The organism is Micromonospora sp. WMMC250 (assembly GCF_027460215.1).
GTDB lineage: Bacteria > Actinomycetota > Actinomycetes > Mycobacteriales > Micromonosporaceae > Micromonospora > Micromonospora taraxaci.
Window position 1 is genome coordinate 880786 of record NZ_JAPZBJ010000002.1, and the last position, 19170, is coordinate 899955.

Genomic DNA, 19170 nt, shown 5'->3' on the forward strand with positions numbered 1-19170 from the left:
CGGCCGCCGGTCGCACGCCGACGAACCCGGTCGGGGGCGCGGTCTCCCGCCGCCGGCAGCGGCCCCGCCGTCAACGCCCACGGTCGGGGGCCGGATCCCTCCGGCCGTTGGCGGCGGCCGGCGTGCCCCGGTGATCGACGGCCTGCGGTTGCTGCCGACCCGGACGACCGGGCGCGAGGATGATCTCGTCCGGCGGGTGCACTCCGATGGCGGACATCGCCTCGCGGTACCGGGCGAGGGCCCGGCGTGCCTCGCCGTGCTGACCGCCGGCGGACAGCGTGCGCACCAACGCCCGGTGCGCCGGCTGGTCGTACGGATCCCGTTCCAGCAGCCGCAACAGGTACGTCACCGCAGCCGCCGGACCCGCCGTGGCTCGGCTGACCTGGGCCAGCATGCGCAGCAGGCCGAGGTACGCCGCGCGCGCCTCCTCGCGCAGCGGGCCGGACCAGTCGGCGTACGGCTCGTCCTCGAACGCGTCGGCGCGGTACAGCCGGTCGGCGGCCAGCAGTACCGTCCGCCCCTCCGCCAGCGCCCCCCGCTCCACCAGGCGACGCGCGTGCGCGACGTGCGCGAGGAACTCCTCGACGTCCACCCGCAACCGGCTGACGTCGAGCGCGATGCAGGCGTGATCGGCGACCAGGAAGTGGTCGGGGGCGAACGTCTTCGTCGGGTCGAACACCCCGCGGACGATCGAGAGCAGGACCGACAGCCGGTGCCCGGTGCGATCCGGGTCGTCGTCCGGCCAGAGCAGTTCGCACAGCTCGCCTCGCGGCACCGGGCGGCCGCGCCGGGCGACGAGGATCCGTACCAGGTCACGTGCCTTGCGGGACTGCCACTGCGAAGCCGGCACCGGGTGGCCGTCGAGGTGCACCTCGAACCGGCCGAGGGCCCGGATCACGACCCGCTGGTAGATCGGGCCGGTGCCGGGCGCCCAGCCGCCGGAACTGCTCGCCGTCCGATCCACCAGGGCGCCGGCGAGAGCGACCTGCTCGCCCGCGAGAAGGCCGGCCAGTCGATCGTCGATGTCTGCCCCGGGCAACCGCCCGAGGACGACCAGCAGCCTGGCCGCCTCGACCGCCGCACCGGCCCGAGTCCAGATCACGCACGCCTCGCGCAGCGCCGCGCGGGCCCGCCCGAGGTCCTGCTCGGCGGCGGCCCGCAGTTCGAGCGCGTCGGCCAACCCGGCCAGGTCGCCCTGAACGCGCGCGATGCGGGCCGCGTCGGCGGCGAGCGTGGTGGCCCGGTCGGGCGCGGCCGTCCGGAGCGCCACCCAGCCCTGGGCCAGCAGTGCGGGCACGACGATCTCGTCCGCGACGCCCCGGGCAGCCCGGTCGGCGTACTGCGCCGCCGCCGGCACATCGTCGTCGAGTCGTACCAGCGCCAGCCCGGCGAGCGCGGCCACCAGGACGTGCGCGTTGCCGGTCTCCTCGGTGACCCGGATCGTCTCCTCGTAGGCGGCGCGCGCCTGCTCGCGCCAGCCCCGCCGGCGGTACAGCTCACCCAGTCCGAGTAGCGCGTGGATGAACCGGCGGGAGCCTTTCTGCTGGTAGAACGCCAGCGCCGCCTGGTACCGCTGCACCGCCTCGTCGTACCGGCCGAGCATCGCCAGCGCTTCCGCCTCGTTGCTGGTGGCGATGGCGCGCAGACTGGGCGCCCCGGCCAGTGCGGCATACCGGGCCGATCGCTCGGCCATCGTCAGCGCCTCGGCGAAGCGGCCGGTTCGCAGGAACTGGTGCGTACGGTTGGTGTGGATCCGGGCGAGCAGCAGGACGTCACCGGTGCGCTCCGCGATCGGCAGTGCCAGGGCGAAGTGCTCCTCGCTGCCCGCGCTGTCGCCGGCGACACTGAGGCACAGGGCGACGCTGAGGTGGGTGGTGGCCAGTACGTCGTCCTGCCCGGCGCTGGTCGCGGCAGCCAGCGCCTGCCGCGCGTGGTCGGTGGCGGTCTCGGTGTCGCCGGCCAGCAGGTGCGCGTGTGCGGTCCAGGCGAGCAGTAGCGCCCGATCGGCGGGCGGGGCGGGCCGGGCGAGTGGCCGGCCGAGGGTCGCCAGGGCCGCCCGGGCGTCACCTCGCTGGTAGTGGATCCGGCCCATCCGCCAGGCCAGGCCGGCGTCCCAGGCCTCCTCGGCGACGGCGTCGTACTCGCGGGTGGCCGCGCCCAGGTCGCCGAGGGTGCGCAACGCGTCGCCGAGCAGGAGGCGCAGCCGCCGGCTGCGGTGCCGGTCCGGCACCATGCGGACCAGTTCGATCACCGTGGCAGAGCGACCCGCCGCGATCATCCGATCGCCGTGCGCGTCGAGCACCCGGGCGCCCGTCGCGTGGTCTCCGGCGCGCAGGTACTCGCGGGCGGCGGCGACCGGGGGTCCGTGCTCGTCGTACCACGCTGCCGCGGCGGCGGCCGTGTTGCGGACCCGGTCGGCGGTCGGCGCCCGGTGCCCGTGCCGGGCGGTCTCGACGACGATCGGCACGAGGTGCTCCTCCGGCATCGGCGCGCCCGGACCGGCCGCCGCCCAGGCCGGTCGGGTCAGCAGACCGGTGCGACGCAGCTCGTCGACGATCCGCGCGGCGCCGCGGTGGCCGAGGGCACGGCACAGCCCCACGTTCACCGGCGTCAGCGCACCGACCTGGCGGAGCAGCCGGCTCGCGTCCGCCGGCAGCGCGGCGAGCACCTCGTCGGTGACGTACCGCGCGACCGGCCCGCCGGGCTCGCTGAGGATCGGGGCGAGCGGCCCGGTCGGCACCCCGCCCAGCCGCAGGGTCTCGGCGGACAGATGGACGAGCGCCGGCCAGCCGCCGGTCGCCGCGTACACCCGGTCGGCGAGGTCGGGAGTGGAGAGGCCGTACTCCTCGGCGAGCAGGTCGGCGACGTCGTCCGGAGAGAGCGCCAGGTCGGCGGGGCCCAGCTCGGTCCAGAGACCGCTGCCGAGCAGGCGGGTGGCCGGCACCGGCATCGGCCACCGCGAGGCGAGGACGACCGTGACATCGTCCGCCCACCGCCCGACCTCCTGTAGCAGGAGGTGCAGCTGCTCCGCCGAGGTCGGCGGCAGGTCGTCGACCACGACCACGCGGTCGCCGGCCGCGACGGCGTCGGCGACGAGTTGGCGTACGGGTCCCTCGTCACCTCGGCACCAGCGGGCACCGGCGGGGGGAAACCAGCGGCGCAGCGCGGTGGTCTTGCCGTAACCGGCGGCGGCCACCACGCAGCAGACTCCCCGCTGACGACCTGCCCGCAACGGGTGCACCGCGCTCCTCCCAGCCGTGCCGCGTCCGGACGACCAGATCGGTGTCCGTGGATTAAGGTTCACCGGCGGCCTCCGGTGAGGCAAGACCCTGGTCGGTCGCGTACCCGATCCTGGACGCGCAGGCGTATTGCACCACGCGTGACTGAATATCTGCTGGCCAGGGCGCTGCAGCGCCCTGGACCATCTGTGGTGGCGTCCGCGCTGTCCGCGGACGTCACCGCGTCAGCAGGTCACCACTGGTGCGCGACGTCGAGCACGATCCGGCTGTGCGTGCCCGGCCCGGTGAGCACGAGCACGCGGAACGGCAACCGCGCCCGAACACCCACCGCGAAGGTGCTGTAGCCCTCGAAGCTGCCGCCGAAGACGACGTCCCGCACCGTCGGGTAGCGCAGCAGGTTCGCGACGTGCTCACCGACCGCGTAGGGCACGGTGCCCTGGTGCGCGTCGTCGTACGCCGGGGCCCGCAGCGAGACCCGCAGCAGGGCGCCCCCGGCGGTGTACGGCGACAACGCCAACCCCTCGCCCTCGGTCCAGGTCTCGCCGTAGCCGATGGCGTAACCGTCGACCGGCCCGGCGAACTCGAACACGACCCGGTCGTAGCAGTCGTGCCGGCCGGTGCGTACCTCGGTCAACGGGGCGTCGCTCAGCGTGCCGGCCGACTTCTCCGCGCTGCCCCAGGTGATCCCGCAGTAGGCCGCCGCGCTGCTGCTGCCCGCCGCGCTGCTGCTGCCCACGCCGGCGACCAGTCCGGCGAGGACGACCGCCACCGCGGTCAGTGCGCTGGTGATCCTCATCGTGGTCCCTCCGTTCGATCCTCGGGGCCACGTCGCGGCGACGCTGCCGGTGGCCCTCTGTCGCCACCGTCGTCCCGCCTCGGCACGGGCGCTTCGCTGCGGTGTAACCGCTGGGTAACAGCCGTCGCCCGCGCCGGTATGACGCTTCCGCTATGACAGTCGCCGACCCCGCACGGCCTAGCATCGACACATCTCAATGACCGGCGGCCGTTGGTCGCCGGCCGACCGCAGGGGAGTGCGTGATGTTCCGACGACAACTGCGACGTGTGGCGCTGGCCATGCTCGCGGCGACCCTGGCGGCAGCCGGGGTGCAGCTCACCGCCGGCGCGCCGGCAGCCGCCGTCCGCACCGTCTACTACGACGCGAGCCGGACCGGCGAGTTCCGCACCAACTTCGACCAGGCCGCACAGATCTGGAACAGCCGGGTCAGCAACGTCCGGCTGCTGGCCGGCACCCCGGCCAGCATCACCATCTACGTCGACGACGGCTGGCCCCGGGCGCAGCCGACCGGCCTCGGCTCGGGGCGGATCTGGATGGGGCGCACGGCCGTCAACCAGGGCTACGACCGCAACCGCATCGCCGCCCACGAACTCGGTCACATCCTGGGCCTTCCGGACCGGCGTACCGGCCTCTGCTCCGACCTGATGTCCGGCAGCAGCGCCCCGGTGTCCTGCCGCAACGCGAACCCCAGCTCGGCCGAGGCGAGCCGGGTGAACTCGCTGTTCGCCGGCAGCCTGGCCGCGCCGGCCGGCACCACCACGTACACCTGGGACGGCACCTCCTCCGACGTCCAGCCGCTGGTGGTCGGCGGCCGTCCGGCCTCGGAGAACTACCCCTTCATGGTGTACGTCTCCGGCTGCACCGGCACCCTGATCAAGGGCAACTGGGCGGTCACCGCCAAGCACTGCTCGACGCCGTCCTCGGTACGGGTGGGCAGCATCAACCGCACCAGCGGCGGCACCGTGGTGCGGGTGACCCGCGCGGTCAACCACCCGAGCGTCGACGTGAAGCTGCTGCAACTGGCCAGCTCCGTCACGTACGCCCCGGCCCCGATCCCGAGCACGTCCGGCGCGGTCGGCACGGCCACCCGGATCATCGGTTGGGGCCAGACCTGCGCACCTCGTGGCTGCGGCTCCGCTCCGACGGTCGCCAACGAGCTGGACACGTCCATCGTGGCCGACAGCCGGTGCTCCGGCATCAACGGCCCGTACGAGATCTGCACCAACAACACCAACGGCAACTCCGGCGCCTGCTACGGCGACTCCGGTGGTCCGCAGGTACGCCGCGTCAACGGGGTGTGGAACCTGATCGGCGCGACCAGCCGGGCCGGCAACAACAACTCCACCTGCGCCACCGGCCCGTCCATCTACGTCGACCTGCCCCCGATCCGATCGTGGATCTCGACCCAGGTCGGCGGCCTGCCGGTCTGACCATCAAAGACGCCGGAGGCGGGGGCGCAACACGTCCCCGCCTCCGGCGTGGCAGGGTCACCCACCCGATCCCACACTGCGGTACGGTGCCTGGCACATCGACACACCGGAGGTGGCCGTCGTGCCTGCCGTCGTCGCCCTCGTGCTGACCCTCGCTCTCGCGCCCACACCGTCGCCGTCGGCCACCCCGGGGCCGGTCGGCGAACTCCTCGGCGGTGTCGGCCGGATCGTCGACGACCTGCTGGAGGGCGACCGCCCGCCGAGTGTCACCCCGGCCCCGCCGTCCACGCCCGGCCCACCGGCCGCCACCTCCCGGCCCAGCTCCGCGGCACCCGCCGCCACCAGCCCGACCGTCGTGTCGTCGGCTGGTGCCCGACCTCCGGCGGCACCCGTCGTCGCACCCGCCCGTCCCGGTGGCGGCGGGAGCACCGGCAGCCGCGAGGCCGGGGTGCCCGCGCGCGACGCGGACACCCCCGCTCCGGTCGCCGCGCCGCCGGCCGACTCCGCCCGCGACAGGTGGCCGCCCGTGTCCTACCTGCTCCTCCTGGGCGTCCTGGTGGTGCTGGCCCTGCTGTTCCTGCGTCGCCGCGCTCCGGGCCCCTCCGCGGTGCCGGCCCCCGCTCCCACTCCTGATCCCGAACCCGCGCCGGACAATGTCAGCCGCCTGCCGACCAGCCTCAACGCCGTCTACGAGTTGGGCAGGCTGGATGAGCGCATGGAACGGGAACGTGGCCGCCGCACCTGAGGCGCCGTCCCCGGTCGACCAGGATCAGTGCGCGGAGTACGCGCCCTCGCGACGCGGGATCCGGTCGTCGTACGCCCCGACGGGCCCGCTGTAGCGGACCTTGCCCTGCGGGTACGGCCAGGCGTTAGCGGTGCAGCCGTGCAGACCCAGCGTCTGTTGCTGCATCACCGGCGCGGGTCGGCCCCGCCCGGGGCACCGCTCGTGACCGAACCCGAGTTTGTGCCCCACCTCGTGGTTGACCATGTACTCCCGGTAGGTGGCGAGACTCGCCCCGTACCCGGGCACCCCCTTGACCCACCGCGCCACGTTGAGCACCACCCGACCACCGTTGCGGCACGAGGTGTAGCCCTCCGGCTGGTCCTGGCAGAGAGTGTCACGGGTGCCGGGAGTGGCCAGGTAGATGGTGAAGTCGGTCGGATCGTCGGCACCCACCCGGCGCAGTCGCCAGGCCCCGCCGGCCGTCCAGCCGCGTGGGTCGTTCAGGGTCTTGGTGATCACTGTGGCGATGTCCTCCACCGGCAGGCCCCGGATGTCGCGTTCCACGGCGACGCGGTACCGCATCAACGTGCCACGGCCGGTCCGCGCCGGTCCCGCCTCCGCGGGCGCCGTCACCCACCGGTTCCCGCCGGAGGCGGGATAGCTGATCGGGACGACAGGCACCGAACTGGGAACCACGTCGACGACCCCGGTCGGTCCGCCGGCGGCGACCGGCGCGAGGGGCCCGTCGGGCGACGGCCCGGCGGCGACGGGATCGTTCGCGGGCCGCCCGTCGGCTGGCAGTCCGCATCCGGTGAGCAGCGCCACCGCCAGTAGCAGCGTCGCCGAGGCGGAACGCCATCGGTGGGTAACCTTCGTCGACATGTCTCTCCCCTCGCGCAGCCTTCGGCGGCGGCGCGGAGGAGAAGACGGGTGACCGTGGCGAAAAGTTGATGTGACCCACCGCTCAACCTTTCGCCGACCTGACCCGTCCATAGCGGTGTGGCACGGGGGAGGTTCACGGTGGCGCGGGGCGACGCGGAGTTCGTCGAGTTCGCGCGGGCGGCGTCGGCGCGGCTCGTTCACGCCGCGTTCCTGATGACCGGCGATCACCACCTGGCCGAGGACGCCGCGCAGACCGCCCTCGCCCGCACGTACGCGTCCTGGTCGCGGGTCCACGACGACGACGCCTACGGGTACGCCCGCCGCACCCTGGTCAACCACCTGGTGGACGGGTGGCGCCGGCCGATGCGCGAGTACGCGACCGACGAGGTGCCGGAGCAACGGCGCGCAGACGTGGCCGACGAGGTCACCACCCGGCGCTGGTTGATCAGCATCCTCCGCGCGCTCAGCCCTCGGGAGCGGGCCATCGTCGTGCTGCGCTACTACTTCGACCTACCGGAGGCGCAGGTGGCCCGGGAACTCGCCGTATCCGTGGGCACGGTCAAGAGCACCAGCTCACGGGCCCTGCAGAAACTACGCGCCGCGGCGCCGCGGCACGCCGACGAGGAGGCGCGCCGATGAGCGAGCTGGAGCAGCTCCGCGACGCCATGCGGGCGACCGAGCGCCCCGACACCGTCCTCGACCTGGCCGCCGTGATGCGCGAAGGGCGACGGTTGCGTACCCGTCGGCGGGTTGCCGGAGCCGGGGCGGCGACGCTCGCCGCCGGGTTGGCCGTCGTCGTCGTGGTGGCGGTCGACACCCGGACCGGTGCTCCGCCGACGGCCGATCGCCCACCGCCGGTGGCCGTCGCCCCGACACCGTCCGGTTCTCCGCCGACGCTGGCGAGGTCGACGGAGCCCACCTCTCCGCCGCCGGGCGGCGACGTGCCGTCCCCGAAACCGCTGGGCCAGGTGATCGACAGCAAGGTGCGGTACGGCACCGAGCAGCGGGTGTACTACGTCGTCCGGGTGTCCGTGCCCGGCGTACCGAAGGTGACCATCGGGCTGGCCGCCGGTCGCCGCCTCCCGGACGGCATGCTGACCACGGACATCCTGGTCAACGACGTGGAGGGGGCTGACCGTCGCCCCGGGTTCCACCAGATCGGCTACGACGAGCTCTCGTCGACCACGCCGGTGCCCACCTTCGGTTACTTCGTCGGCCCCGCCCACCGCGTCATCGGCACCGTGGACGGGCGGCAGGTCGATGCACGTCTTGCCCGGTGGAGTGTCGACAAGCAGGTGGTGATCTTCTGGTTCGATCCGACGGTGCTGACCCCGGGGGAGCGGCTCGACGGCATCATCGCCCGCGACGCCGCCGGTGGTCAGCTCTGACGCCGACGGCTGGTGACCCCGGGCCGGCCACTCAGGCCGGGTCGTCCAGCCGGCGTTCGATCGTCACCGTCGTCCCCTCGGTGGTGGAGACCAGCCGTACGTCGCCGTAGGCGTTCATCAGCAGCGCGCCGCGGCCCCGGTCCATCGCCGGTCGCCGGTCCCGCCAGGTGCCGAAGTCCCGCACCGAGATCCGGACCAGACCGTCACCCACCTGGACCCGTACCCGTACCTCCGGGCGGCTGGGCCGCTGTGCGTGCTCGACGGCGTTGTTCACCGCCTCGGACGCGGCCAGCAGGAGGTCCTCCAGCACGTCCGGGTCGACAGCGAGGTCGCGCAGCGTCCGTCGGACATCTCCACGCATCAGCGCCGCGGAGGTGGGCGCGGAGGGGTACGTCCAGCTGGTGTCCAGGACGTCGCGGCCGGCCACGGCATCGCGCGCGGGCGCGCCGCAGTCCGACCTGCCGGTGGCGACGACGCCGACCCGCGTTTCTCCGTCCTCGGCCGTCGGTTCCGTGGCCGCCGCGACAGCGCCGGGGCGTGCCGGTGGGGTGTCGCCCGTCCGCGTGCCGGCCGGGTCGTGACGGTCGCGCGCCCGGCGGATGGCGGCGCGGATCCGGGCGATCAGTTCGGTCGCGGCGAACGGTTTCACGAGGTAGTCGTCGGCGCCCAGGCCGAGGCCCTCCACGCTGGCCTCACCGCCGGCACGGGCGGACAGCACCAGCACCGGCAGCGCCCGGGTCGCAGGGTCCGCGCGGAGCCGGCGCAGCAGGTCGAAACCGTCCAGCACCGGCATCATCACGTCGGTGAGGACCAGGTCGGGCCGTTCGCGGTGGACCTCGTCGAGGGCCTGCCGGCCGTCGGTGACGGCCCGCACCCGCCAGCCCTGCCCGGTCAGCAACCGGCTGAGGTACGCCCGCATGTCGGTGTTGTCGTCGGCGACCAGGATCCGCGCGCCGGCCAGCTCGTCCGCGGCCGGCCCGGAGGTGTGCTCCGGTTCGGTCGGGTTGTCGCTCGCCTCGGCGAGCCAGCCGGCCGCCTCCTGCACGGCGGCGCGGGCCGCGTCACCCCGACGTTCCACCAGCGGGTCGGCCACCGCGCTGCGGCGTGTCGCCGACCAGGGCAGGACCACGGTGAAGGTGCTGCCGGCGCCCACCCGGCTGGTCACCCGCACCTCGCCGCCCTCCAGTCGGGCCAGCTCGTTCACCAGGGCCAGACCGATGCCGGTGCCCTCGTGGCTGCGCGAGCGGGTGCCCCGCACCCGGTGGAAGCGTTCGAAGAGTTTCGGCAGGTCCTGCTCGGCGATGCCGATGCCGGTGTCCGCGACGGTGAGGCGTACCTCCTCGTCGTCGGCGTCCAGGCTGACCCGGATCCGGCCGATGAACGTGTACTTCAAAGCGTTGGACAGCAGGTTGGTGACGATGCGTTCCCAGTTGACGGGGTCGATCGTGACCGGCCGTGGCAGCGGAGGGCAGGCCACCTCCAGGATCAGTCCGGCCCGTTCGACGGCGGCCCGGAACACGCCGGCGAGCTCCGCGGTGAGCGCGGACAGGTCGACCGTCCGGGCATCGCTGCGCGCGCGACCGGCTTCCAGGCTGGAGAAGGTGAGCAGGCTGTTGACGAGCGTCAGCAGTCGGGTGGCGTTGCGCCACGCGGTCTCCACCCGCTCCCGCTGCACGGCCGCCAGGGGCGCGGTGGCGTCGGTGAGGGCGTCGGCCAGCGGGCCGAGCATGAGTGTCAACGGGGTACGGAATTCGTGGCTGACGTTGGCGAAGAAGTCCGTCTTCACCCGATCCAGTTCGGCCAACGCCTCGATCCGGCGCCGCTCCTCCTCGTACTCCTGGGCGTTGCGCAACGCCAGGGACGCCTGTTGTGCCAGGAGTTGGTGGAAGGACCGGTACGCCTCGTCGAGCCGTCGGCTCGGGCTGACCCCGGCCAGCAGGACACCGAGCGGTTGGTCCTCGTCGCCGGAGGGCAGTGGCAGCGCCAGCGCGGTGTGGACGGGGTCGTCCCACGCGCCGGCGGGCAGTGTCATCCGGTCGGCGACGTCGGAGACCTGGGCCGGACGACCCTCGGCGGCGTCCGGCAGCCCCCAGGCGTGGGCGACCGGGCCCGCGTCGGCCAGGTCGACGGTGTCCGGCAGCGTGCCCTGGACACCGCTGGTGCGGGCGAGGCTCCGCAGGGACGCGCCGTCGCGCAGGTAGATGGCGGCGAACGGGACGTCCAGCGGGTGACCGCCGATCGTCTCGATCAACCGGGCGCCTGTCGCGTCCACGTCGACGGTGCGACCGTCTCCGAGGACGGACAGGTCGCGCAGCAGCCGCAGCCGGCGTTCGCCGACCACCTGCTCGGTGACTTCGCTGCACACGGTGAACACGCCGACGGTACGGCCGTCGTCGTCCCGGGCCGGGGCGTGCGAGACGTTGAAGTACGCCTCCTCGCGGTAGCCGGCCCGCTCCAGCAGCAGCCGCAGGGCCGGAACCCAGCTGGCCACCCCCGTCGTCATGGCCTGCTGGATCAGCGGGGCGAGCACGTCCCAGCCCTCGGCCAGGGTCACCCGCACGTCGTCGCCGAGCGCGGCGGGGTGCTTGTCGCCGATCAGCGTGGAGTACGCGTCGTTGTAGAGCTGGGAGAACTCCTCGCCCCAGAGCAGCAGCATGGGGTAACGGGAGGACAGGACCAGCCGGACCGCGACCCGCAGGCTCTGCGGCCACCCCTCGACCGGGCCGAGCGGCGTACGGGTCCAGTCCAGCCCGGCCATCAGCCGACCGGTGTCGCCACCGCCGCTGAACAGGTCAATGCTGGGTCGTGTCACGCTCGACTCGGCCCCATCGCAAGCCCCCGTTCCGGGCCCGACGACCCCTGCTGGTGTTACCTACCCATCCTGGCACCTCTACTCACCTGTGCCGACGCCGGTACCCACCGTCGAACCGTCGGTGGTTCGGGACGAACGACCGATGCTCATTGCATCGACATCTGTAAGTGTCTCGGGTATCCCTTCAACTCCCCGAGGAGCCCCCATGAGAGGCAGAACGCTGAGCGCGGGAGTCGCGCTCGCCGTGTTCGCCGGGATGACGGTGGCGCTGGCCGCACAGCCGGTGGTCGCGTCACCCACGACCGTGACGACGATGGCCCGGCCGATCGCCGCCACCGTCGCCGCGATGGCCGCACCGGACATTTCGGTCACCAATGTCCAGGCCCACCTCACCCAGTTCAACAGCATCGCCACCAACAACGGTGGTAACCGGCGGGCCGGCTCGGCCGGCTACACGGCCTCGCTCGCCTACGTCAAGAGCCGGCTGCAGTCCGCCGGCTACACCGTCAGCGAGCAGTACTGCTCCAGCTGCCGGTACCCGTCGAACAACCTGATCGCGGAGTGGCGGGGCGGCCCGACCGACCAGGTGGTCATGCTCGGCGCGCACCTGGACGGCGTCTCCGCCGGCCCCGGCATCAACGACAACGCCACCGGCTCGGCGACCCTGCTGGAGAACGCGCTGGTCCTGGCCGCGCAGAACCCCACCATGACGAAGAAGGTCAGGTTCGCCTGGTGGACCGACGAGGAGCAGGGCCTCAACGGCTCCCGCTTCTACGTCAACTCGCTCACCTCCACGCAACGCGGCTACATCAAGGGTTACTACAACTTCGACATGGTCGGCTCGGTCAACGGCGGCTACTTCATCAACCGGGTCACCTCGACCACGGCGGCGCCGCTGAAGGCGTACTGGGACTCGTTGGGTCTGCAACCCGAGGAGAACGTGGAGGGTCAGGGCCGCTCCGACGACTACTACTTCCAGCAGGCCGGCATCCCCACCTCCGGCTACGCCGCCGGTGCCAGCGCCCGCAAGACCAGCGCCCAGGCGGCCAAGTGGGGCGGCACCGCCAACGCCGCGTACGACCCCTGCTATCACCGGTCCTGCGACACCACCGCCAACGTCAGCGCCACCGTGCTGAACCGGGCGGCCGACGGCGTCGCGTACGCGTTGTGGCAGCTCGCCGTGGGCGGCGGCACCCCGACCTGCACCGGCGGTCAGGTGGTCGGGAACGGCGGCTTCGAGAGCGGCAGCACCCCGTGGACCGCGTCCTCCGGCGTGATCACCAGTTCCAGCAGCCAGCCGGCGAGGACCGGGTCGTACAAGGCGTGGCTGGGCGGCAACGGCAGCTCCAGCACCGAGAGCCTGTCGCAGTCGGTGACGGTGCCGGCCGGCTGTGCCAGCTACACGCTGTCGTTCTGGCTGCACATCGACACCGCCGAGACCACCGGCTCCACGGCGTACGACCGGCTCACCGTGCAGGTGGGCTCCACCACGCTGGCGACGTACTCGAATCTGAACGCGGCCGCCGGCTACACCCAGCGCAGCTTCAACGTGGCCGGGTTCGCCGGTCAGACGGTGACCCTGAAGTTCACCGGCACCGAGGACTCGTCGTTGCAGACCAGCTTCGTGCTCGACGACGTGGCGTTGCAGGCGAGCTGACCGCGTACTTCGTGCGGGTGGGCCGCCGCCGGTGCAATGCCGGCGGCGGCCCGTCGCGTCATGGGTCAGGGGAGCTGGGGGTAGAGCGCCGCCACGCCGCCGGGGAACCCGGCCTGCACCCGCCGGCTGACGTCGTCGGCGAGGATCTCGTACGCGTCGGCCTCGATGCCGTCGACGGTGAGCCGGGCGACCGCCGCCGGGTCGGACTTCGGGCCGGTGATGTCGGCGGCCATGTCGGTGTCCAGGTAGCCGACGTGCAGGCCGGCGACCCGGACGCCCCGCTCGGCGAGCTGGAGGCGCAGCGCGTTGGTCATCGCCCACTCGGCGGACTTCGCGGCACCGTAGGCGGCGTGCATCGGGTAGTTCACCCAGGACAGCACGGAGAGCACGTTGAGGATCGTTCCGCCGCCGTTGCCGGCGATGACCGGCGCGAACGCCCGCACCGTGGACAGGGTGCCGATGTAGTGGGTCTCCAGCTCCAGCCGGACGAGGTCCAGGTCGCCGTCGAGGAGGTCGGTGCGGGTGTCGATGCCCGCGTTGTTGACCAGCAGGTTCACGCCGCCGGCACGCTCGGCGGCGGCGGCCACCGAGGCGGGGTCGGTGATGTCCAGGCGCACCGGCGTCACGCCGGGGAGGTCCACGGTGTCCGGGTTGCGCGCGCCGGCGTAGACGGTGGCGCCCCTGGCGAGGAGTTCGGCGGCCAGGTGGCGGCCGAGGCCGCGGTTGGCGCCGGTGACGAGGGCGGTGCTTCCAGAGATCTTCATGGCGGTCACGCTATCCCACCTGACTTCTGTTAACCAAAGTCAGCCATGTCACACCGACGACCCCCTCAATCGGGAATGCGACCCGGACGCGGCGGCACCCCGGCCCGTGACGACTCGTATCCTTTCCGCGAAACCCCGCACGAGCCGAGATGGGAGACGGTGTGAGCAACCAGGCCGAAACGTTGGAGTTCCAGGCCGAGGCGCGTCAGCTCCTCCAGTTGGTGGTCCATTCGATCTATTCGAACAAGGACGTCTTCCTGCGGGAGCTCATCTCGAACGCCTCCGACGCGCTGGACAAGCTGCGGCTGGCCACTCTCGTCGACAAGGACCTCGTCGCCGACACCGACGACCTGCACGTGACGCTCGAGGTCGACAAGGACGCCCGCACCCTCAGCGTGCGGGACAACGGCATCGGGATGACCCGCGACGAGGTCGTCCAGTTGATCGGCACCATCGCCAAGTCGGGCACCGCCGAGCTGCTGCGCCACCTGCGGGAATCCGCCGACGCGCGCGCCTCGCAGGACCTGATCGGCCAGTTCGGCGTCGGCTTCTACGCCGCGTTCATGGTCGCCGACCGGGTCACCCTGGTCACCCGCAAGGCCGGCGAGACCGGCGGCACCCGCTGGGAGTCCACCGGCGAGGGCACGTACTCGATCGAGGCGGTGGACGAGGCCCCGCAGGGCACCACGGTGACCCTGCACCTCAAGCCGGCCGACACCGAGGACAACCTGCACGACTACACCGCCGAGTGGACCGTCCGCGACATCGTCAAGCGATACTCCGACTTCATCGCCTGGCCGATCCGGATGACAGTCGAACGCCCCGGCGCCGACGGCGAGGCCGCCACCAGCGAGGTGCAGACCCTCAACTCGATGAAGGCGCTCTGGGCGCGGCCCCGCGACGAGGTCGACGCCGCCGAGTACAACGAGTTCTACAAGCACGTCAGCCACGACTGGGCCGACCCGCTCGAGGTCGTGCACATGAAGGGCGAGGGCACCTTCGAGTACGAGGCGCTGCTCTTCCTGCCCAGCCACGCCCCACTGGACCTGTTCTCCCCGCAGGGCCGCCGAGGTGTGCAGCTCTACGTCAAGCGTGTCTTCATCATGGACGACTGCGAGGCGCTCGTCCCGACCTACCTGCGCTTCGTCAAGGGTGTGGTCGACGCGCACGACCTGTCGCTGAACATCTCCCGCGAGATCCTCCAGCAGGACCGGCAGATCCAGATCGTCCGTCGCCGCCTGGTCAAGAAGATCCTCGCCACGGTCAAGGACCTGAAGGCCAACCACGCCGAGCGCTACCGCACCTTCTGGACCGAGTTCGGCGCGGTGGTCAAGGAAGGGCTGATCGACGACACCGACAACCGCGACACCCTGCTGGACATCCTCTCCGTCGCCTCCACCCACGACGCGACCGAGCCCACCGACCTGGCCGGTTACGTCTCGCGGATGAAGGACGGCCAGACCGACATCTGGTACGCCACCGGCGAGTCCCGGGCCGCCATCGAGAACTCGCCGCACCTGGAGGCCTTCCGCGCCAAGGGTCACGAGGTGCTGCTGCTCACCGACCAGGTCGACGAGGTGTGGGTCGAGCGGGTCGGCGCGTACGACGGCAAGACGCTGCGCTCGATCGCCAAGGGCGAGATCGACCTGGACACCGACGAGGAGAAGCAGCAGGCCGAGGCCGAGCGCGAGCAGCAGCGGCAGGAGTTCGCCGGCCTGCTCGACTGGCTCGGCACCACGCTGACCGACAGCGTCCGGGAGGTCCGGCTGTCGTCGCGGCTGACCACCTCACCGGCCTGCGTCGTCGGCGATGCCCACGACCTCACGCCGACCCTGGAGAAGATGTACCGGGCCATGGGGCACGAGGTGCCCCCGACCAAGCGGATCCTGGAGATCAACCCCGGGCACCCGCTGGTCTCCGGGCTGCGCAAGGCCCACGAGCAGGGGAGCGACCAGGCGGCCCTGACCGAGACCGCGGAGCTGCTCTACGGCCTGGCGGTGCTCGCCGAGGGCGGTGAGCTGACCGACCCGGCCCGCTTCACCCGGACGCTCGCCGACCGGCTGGCGCGCACCCTGTAGACGGTCGACACCCGGCCGGCGGGCCACCCGACCAGGGGCCCCGCCGGCCGGTTCGGTGTACGACGTCGAGCAGCCGATCACCAACGGACACGTCGAGTCGCTCGGCGACACACCGTGATCTGGCTGCGTCACGAGCCTGATCGAAACCGGTCCACAGTGCTCTCTGCACAGTGTCCGGCCGGCCGCAACCGCTGCGGACGGCGCCCCGCGTACCCCGGTGAAGAACTTCACAGGGGTTGGGCGATCGTCACCGACCGTGCCTAACGTCGGTCGGGTTCGCCACTGCGGACACCACGGCCGGCAACGCCAAATCCTGCCCCCGGCCGTCGGAACCCAGTCACCCGGGCAGGAGCGGGGGACCCACACGTTCCTCGGTGCATGTCACCTCGGGGTGAAGCCGCCACTGTGCGGCCGGGCTCCTCGGCCCGAACCCGACAGCTCACCTCGCCGGCGTGGAGGAAGCTCACATGACGTCTGTTCACACGCCCCGTCATCGACGGGTCACCACCCGCCGCCTCGCCGTCGGCACCCCTGGCTGTCGGCGCGGTCACCGGCGCTGTCGCCCTCTTCGGCCCGGCCGCCCCGGCGCAGGCCGGAGTCAACTGGGACGCGATCGCCGCGTGTGAGTCCGGCGGTAACTGGAAGATCAATACCGGCAACGGCTACTTCGGTGGCCTGCAGTTCTCGCAGAGCACCTGGGCCGGTTACGGCGGCAAGAAGTACGCCGCCCGCGCCGACCTGGCCAGCCGTGGCGAGCAGATCGCCATCGCCGAGAAGGTGCTCGCCGGGCAGGGCATCGGTGCCTGGCCGACCTGCGGCAAGAAGGGCGGCTCGTCGGGCGGCTCCGCCACGAAGTCGACCGCGAAGCCGACCAAGTCCACTGGGAAGCCGACCAAGTCCACGGCGAAGCCCACCGAGCGGCCGTCGCGCGGCGAGCAGCCGGCGACCCGCAACCATGAGCGCACCGCGTCGCCGGCGGGCGGCCAGGCGTACCTGGTCCAGCCGGGCGACACCCTGTCGGAGATCGCCGACGCCCATCGGGTGTCCGGCGGCTGGCAGGCGCTGTACGAGCACAACCGGAAGCTGATCGGGGCTGACCCCGGTCTGATCTTCCCGGGTCAGAAGCTCAGCCTCTGACCGATGGCACACGAACGCTCGGCCGGGTCACCGGCCGAGCGTTCGTGTGTGCGGTGCTGGTCAGCCCGAGTGGCGGGTCGGGTTCGAGTCACGCCGCCGAGGCGGACGCCTTCGGCGCTCGACGAGACGCGACCGGGCCGGCATTGCGACCCCAGCGAGAGGCCGATGCCAGATCGGTCCCGCCGTCGACGGTCCCGTCGACGGAGTCAGACCCGCTGCGGGACAGACGCAGCGAATGTTCGGCACCCTGACGGGCAGCGCAGGGCCAGGCCTGCCCGGCGCACTGGAGATTGCGGCACTGACCCTCGTCGTCCGGCTCGTGGGCGCTCAACACGTCGATCGCCAGTTGCCAGAGCAGCGGGTCGGTCACGTCGTGCGGGCGCTCGGCGCCGCGGCTCGCTCGGTTGCTGGTGTCGTCGGACATGGTGGGTCCCCCCTTGTCAGGCTGTACCCCTCAAGGGTCACCCGTCGGCCGCCGGCTAAACCGCCGACCTGCTGTGATGTGTCTCCTGTCGCAACTCCGCGCGTGGACACCGCACGCAGATCGGTCAATCCGGCAGCAGCGGCATCTCGACACCCGGCTCCCGGCCGAGCAGGACGGCACGGGTGAGCGCCGTCGAGCCGAACCGGTCGCGGACCGCGTCGACAGCGGCGTCCAACTCCGCGCCCGGGTCGCTGTGGAACGGCAACTCCGGCTGCACCGGACTGTCGTCCAGGTTGCCCACCGACACACCGATCAGCGTGACACCACGACTGTCGATCTCCGGCTGCGCCGCCCGCAGCAACGCGCGCGCGGCGGCGAGCAGCGGCGTCGTGTCCGCTGTCGCCTTGCCGATGGTGTGCGAGCGGGTCGCCCGGCTGTAGTCGCCGAAGCGCAGCCGCAGCACCACGGTGCGACCGGAGCGGCCGGCCGCGCGCATCCGCCGGGTGACCCGGTCGACCAGACCGGCGAGGATGGCGTCCAGTTCCGCCGGTGCGTGCGGGGTACGGCTCAGCGCGTGTTGGGCGCCCATCGAGCCGCGTCGGTGACCGACCTGCACCGCGCGCGGGTCACGGTTGTGTGCCAGGGCGTGCAGGTGCCGGCCGGCACCGGACCCGAGCAGCGACACCAGCGCGGCCTCACCGAGCCGGGCCACGTCGCCGACGGTACGGATCCGGTGCTCCCGCAGCTTCGCGGAGGTGACCGGGCCGACGCCCCACAACCGTTCGACCGGAAGGGGGTGCAGGAAAGCCGTCTCGGCGTCCGGTGCGACCACCAGCAGGCCGTCGGGTTTCGCCACCCCGCTGGCCACCTTCGCCAGGAACTTCGTGCGGGCCACACCCACCGTGATCGGAAGGCCGACCCGGTCCCGAACCTCCCGACGCAGCCGCGCGGCGATGTCGGCCGGTGGCCCGACCAGCCGCCGCAGGCCACCCACGTCGAGGAACGCCTCGTCGATGGAGAGCCCCTCGACCAGCGGAGTGGTCTGCCGGAAGACCTCGAAGACCGCGCGGCTCGCCGCCGTGTACGCCGACATCCGCGGCGGCACCACGATCGCGTCCGGACACAGCCGGCGTGCCTGCTGGCCGCCCATCGCGCTGCGGACGCCCCGAGCCTTCGCCTCGTAGCTGGCCGCGAGGACCACGCCCCCGCCGACGATCACCGGCCGGCCGCGCAGGCGTGGATCGTCGCGCTGCTCGACCGACGCGTAGAAGGCGTCCAGGTCGGCGTGCAGGATGCTGGCAGCGGGCGACACGTACACATGTTCGCATGGCATCCGGTCGTCGCGGCAGTGACCTGGGCGAACGTGGCGTCAGTCGAGGCAGAACTCGTTGCCCTCCGGGTCGGCCATGACGAGGTGACCGGCACCCAGCGGGGGAGCGGGCTCGTGGCGGCTGAGCCGCGTGGCGCCGTGCGCGGCGAGCCGTTCGGCCTCCTTCTCCAGGGCCGCCATCCGCTCGTCACCCTCCAGCCCGGGTGCGGCCCGCACGTCGATGTGTACGCGATTCTTGACCTGCTTGGGCTCGGGGACGCGTTGGAAGAACAGGCGCGGTCGCGAGCCTTCGGGGTCGACCACCGCCGACGCGTCGTTGCGGCGCTCCGGCGGCACCCCCATCGCGTCGAGCGCCTGCTCCCAGGACGCGAAGTTCCCGGGCGGGCCCTGCATCTGGTAGCCGAGGGCCTCGGCCCAGAACGCCGCCAACGCGGCGGGGTCGGCGCAGTCGATGGTGATCTGCATGTCGCGGGCCATGTCAGCTCCCTGTCTCGTGATCCTGGTCGGTC

The 19170-nt window shown here is 72.5% G+C and carries 15 protein-coding genes, 1 pseudogene and 1 riboswitch; of the genes and pseudogenes, 8 read left to right on the forward strand and 8 right to left on the reverse strand.

Features of this window, described 5'->3' with window-relative positions:
- Positions 1-70: 70 nt before the first annotated feature.
- Both O3438_RS03425 and O3438_RS03430 read right to left on the reverse strand, forming a co-directional pair.
- Positions 71-3241: a BTAD domain-containing putative transcriptional regulator gene (locus O3438_RS03425; RefSeq protein ID WP_269678536.1), complete on the reverse strand. Its 3171-nt coding sequence runs from the start codon at positions 3239-3241 to the stop codon at positions 71-73.
- 230 nt (positions 3242-3471) lie between these two features.
- Positions 3472-4035 carry an AMIN-like domain-containing (lipo)protein gene (locus tag O3438_RS03430; protein WP_269678537.1) on the reverse strand — a complete coding sequence of 188 codons (564 nt, stop codon included), beginning with the start codon at positions 4033-4035 and terminating at the stop codon, positions 3472-3474.
- A gap of 278 nt (positions 4036-4313) precedes the next feature.
- On the opposite strand from O3438_RS03430, the gene O3438_RS03435 reads away from it, so the two are divergent.
- Both O3438_RS03435 and O3438_RS03440 read left to right on the forward strand, forming a co-directional pair.
- Positions 4314-5465 (forward strand): snapalysin family zinc-dependent metalloprotease, encoded by a 1152-nt coding sequence (locus tag O3438_RS03435; protein WP_442929700.1) that lies wholly within the window; start codon positions 4314-4316, stop codon positions 5463-5465.
- 121 nt (positions 5466-5586) lie between these two features.
- Complete coding sequence (locus O3438_RS03440) at positions 5587-6210, forward strand: hypothetical protein (RefSeq protein WP_269678539.1); 624 nt, start codon at positions 5587-5589, stop codon at positions 6208-6210.
- Between the two features lie 24 nt (positions 6211-6234).
- Here the strand turns inward: O3438_RS03440 and O3438_RS03445 are convergent, their stop codons facing one another.
- A complete protein-coding gene (locus O3438_RS03445) occupies positions 6235-7071 on the reverse strand; it encodes a DUF3152 domain-containing protein (protein WP_269678540.1) in 837 nt (278 codons plus the stop codon).
- Between the two features lie 138 nt (positions 7072-7209).
- Between O3438_RS03445 and O3438_RS03450 the strand changes: the two genes are divergently transcribed.
- Complete coding sequence (locus O3438_RS03450; RefSeq protein ID WP_269678541.1) at positions 7210-7710, forward strand: SigE family RNA polymerase sigma factor; 501 nt, start codon at positions 7210-7212, stop codon at positions 7708-7710.
- Positions 7707-8459 carry a hypothetical protein gene (locus tag O3438_RS03455; protein ID WP_269678542.1) on the forward strand — a complete coding sequence of 251 codons (753 nt, stop codon included), beginning with the start codon at positions 7707-7709 and terminating at the stop codon, positions 8457-8459. Before O3438_RS03450 ends, O3438_RS03455 begins: the two co-directional genes overlap by 4 nt.
- A 31-nt stretch (positions 8460-8490) precedes the next feature.
- Here the strand turns inward: O3438_RS03455 and O3438_RS03460 are convergent, their stop codons facing one another.
- On the reverse strand, positions 8491-11271 hold the full coding sequence (locus O3438_RS03460) for an ATP-binding protein (RefSeq protein WP_269678543.1): 2781 nt from the start codon (positions 11269-11271) through the stop codon (positions 8491-8493).
- A 205-nt stretch (positions 11272-11476) separates the two neighbouring features.
- On the opposite strand from O3438_RS03460, the gene O3438_RS03465 reads away from it, so the two are divergent.
- On the forward strand, positions 11477-12928 hold the full coding sequence (locus O3438_RS03465) for a M28 family metallopeptidase (RefSeq protein ID WP_269678544.1): 1452 nt from the start codon (positions 11477-11479) through the stop codon (positions 12926-12928).
- Between the two features lie 65 nt (positions 12929-12993).
- Here the strand turns inward: O3438_RS03465 and O3438_RS03470 are convergent, their stop codons facing one another.
- A complete protein-coding gene (locus O3438_RS03470; protein WP_269678545.1) occupies positions 12994-13692 on the reverse strand; it encodes an SDR family oxidoreductase in 699 nt (232 codons plus the stop codon).
- Between the two features lie 149 nt (positions 13693-13841).
- Between O3438_RS03470 and htpG the strand changes: the two genes are divergently transcribed.
- The 3 genes and pseudogenes from htpG (at position 13842) to O3438_RS03485 (ending at position 16907) form a co-directional block, all read left to right on the forward strand.
- A complete protein-coding gene (gene htpG, locus O3438_RS03475; protein ID WP_269678546.1) occupies positions 13842-15770 on the forward strand; it encodes a molecular chaperone HtpG in 1929 nt (642 codons plus the stop codon).
- Positions 15771-16064: 294 nt separating this feature from the next.
- Positions 16065-16237, forward strand: a riboswitch (cyclic di-AMP (ydaO/yuaA leader).
- Positions 16238-16415: 178 nt separating this feature from the next.
- Positions 16416-16526: pseudogene (locus O3438_RS03480) on the forward strand (transglycosylase family protein); the annotation flags it as partial.
- Between the two features lie 21 nt (positions 16527-16547).
- A complete protein-coding gene (locus tag O3438_RS03485; RefSeq protein ID WP_269678547.1) occupies positions 16548-16907 on the forward strand; it encodes a LysM peptidoglycan-binding domain-containing protein in 360 nt (119 codons plus the stop codon).
- An 88-nt stretch (positions 16908-16995) separates the two neighbouring features.
- On the opposite strand, the gene O3438_RS03490 is transcribed toward O3438_RS03485, so the two are convergent.
- From O3438_RS03490 to O3438_RS03500, 3 genes are all read right to left on the reverse strand, one after another.
- Positions 16996-17331, reverse strand: coding sequence for a hypothetical protein (locus O3438_RS03490; protein WP_269678548.1), 336 nt, complete (start codon positions 17329-17331; stop codon positions 16996-16998).
- A gap of 124 nt (positions 17332-17455) precedes the next feature.
- On the reverse strand, positions 17456-18643 hold the full coding sequence (gene dinB / locus O3438_RS03495) for a DNA polymerase IV (RefSeq protein ID WP_269678549.1): 1188 nt from the start codon (positions 18641-18643) through the stop codon (positions 17456-17458).
- 57 nt (positions 18644-18700) lie between these two features.
- The gene (locus O3438_RS03500) at positions 18701-19138 is read right to left on the reverse strand and encodes a VOC family protein (protein WP_269678550.1); all 438 of its coding nucleotides are present in this window, start codon (positions 19136-19138) and stop codon (positions 18701-18703) included.
- Positions 19139-19170: the final 32 nt, after the last annotated feature.

Bases quoted from the DNA above. Each gene is read 5' to 3' on its own strand.
- O3438_RS03500 (WP_269678550.1), bottom strand. From the start codon at position 19,138: ATGGCCCGCGACATGCAGATCACCATCGACTGCGCCGACCCCGCCGCG.
- O3438_RS03435 (WP_442929700.1), top strand. From the start codon at position 4,314: ATGCTCGCGGCGACCCTGGCGGCAGCCGGGGTGCAGCTCACCGCCGGC.
- O3438_RS03455 (WP_269678542.1), top strand. From the start codon at position 7,707: ATGAGCGAGCTGGAGCAGCTCCGCGACGCCATGCGGGCGACCGAGCGC.
- O3438_RS03430 (WP_269678537.1), bottom strand. From the start codon at position 4,035: ATGAGGATCACCAGCGCACTGACCGCGGTGGCGGTCGTCCTCGCCGGA.
- O3438_RS03445 (WP_269678540.1), bottom strand. From the start codon at position 7,071: ATGTCGACGAAGGTTACCCACCGATGGCGTTCCGCCTCGGCGACGCTG.
- O3438_RS03490 (WP_269678548.1), bottom strand. From the start codon at position 17,331: ATGTCCGACGACACCAGCAACCGAGCGAGCCGCGGCGCCGAGCGCCCG.
- O3438_RS03470 (WP_269678545.1), bottom strand. From the start codon at position 13,692: ATGAAGATCTCTGGAAGCACCGCCCTCGTCACCGGCGCCAACCGCGGC.
- O3438_RS03465 (WP_269678544.1), top strand. From the start codon at position 11,477: ATGAGAGGCAGAACGCTGAGCGCGGGAGTCGCGCTCGCCGTGTTCGCC.
- htpG (WP_269678546.1), top strand. From the start codon at position 13,842: ATGGGAGACGGTGTGAGCAACCAGGCCGAAACGTTGGAGTTCCAGGCC.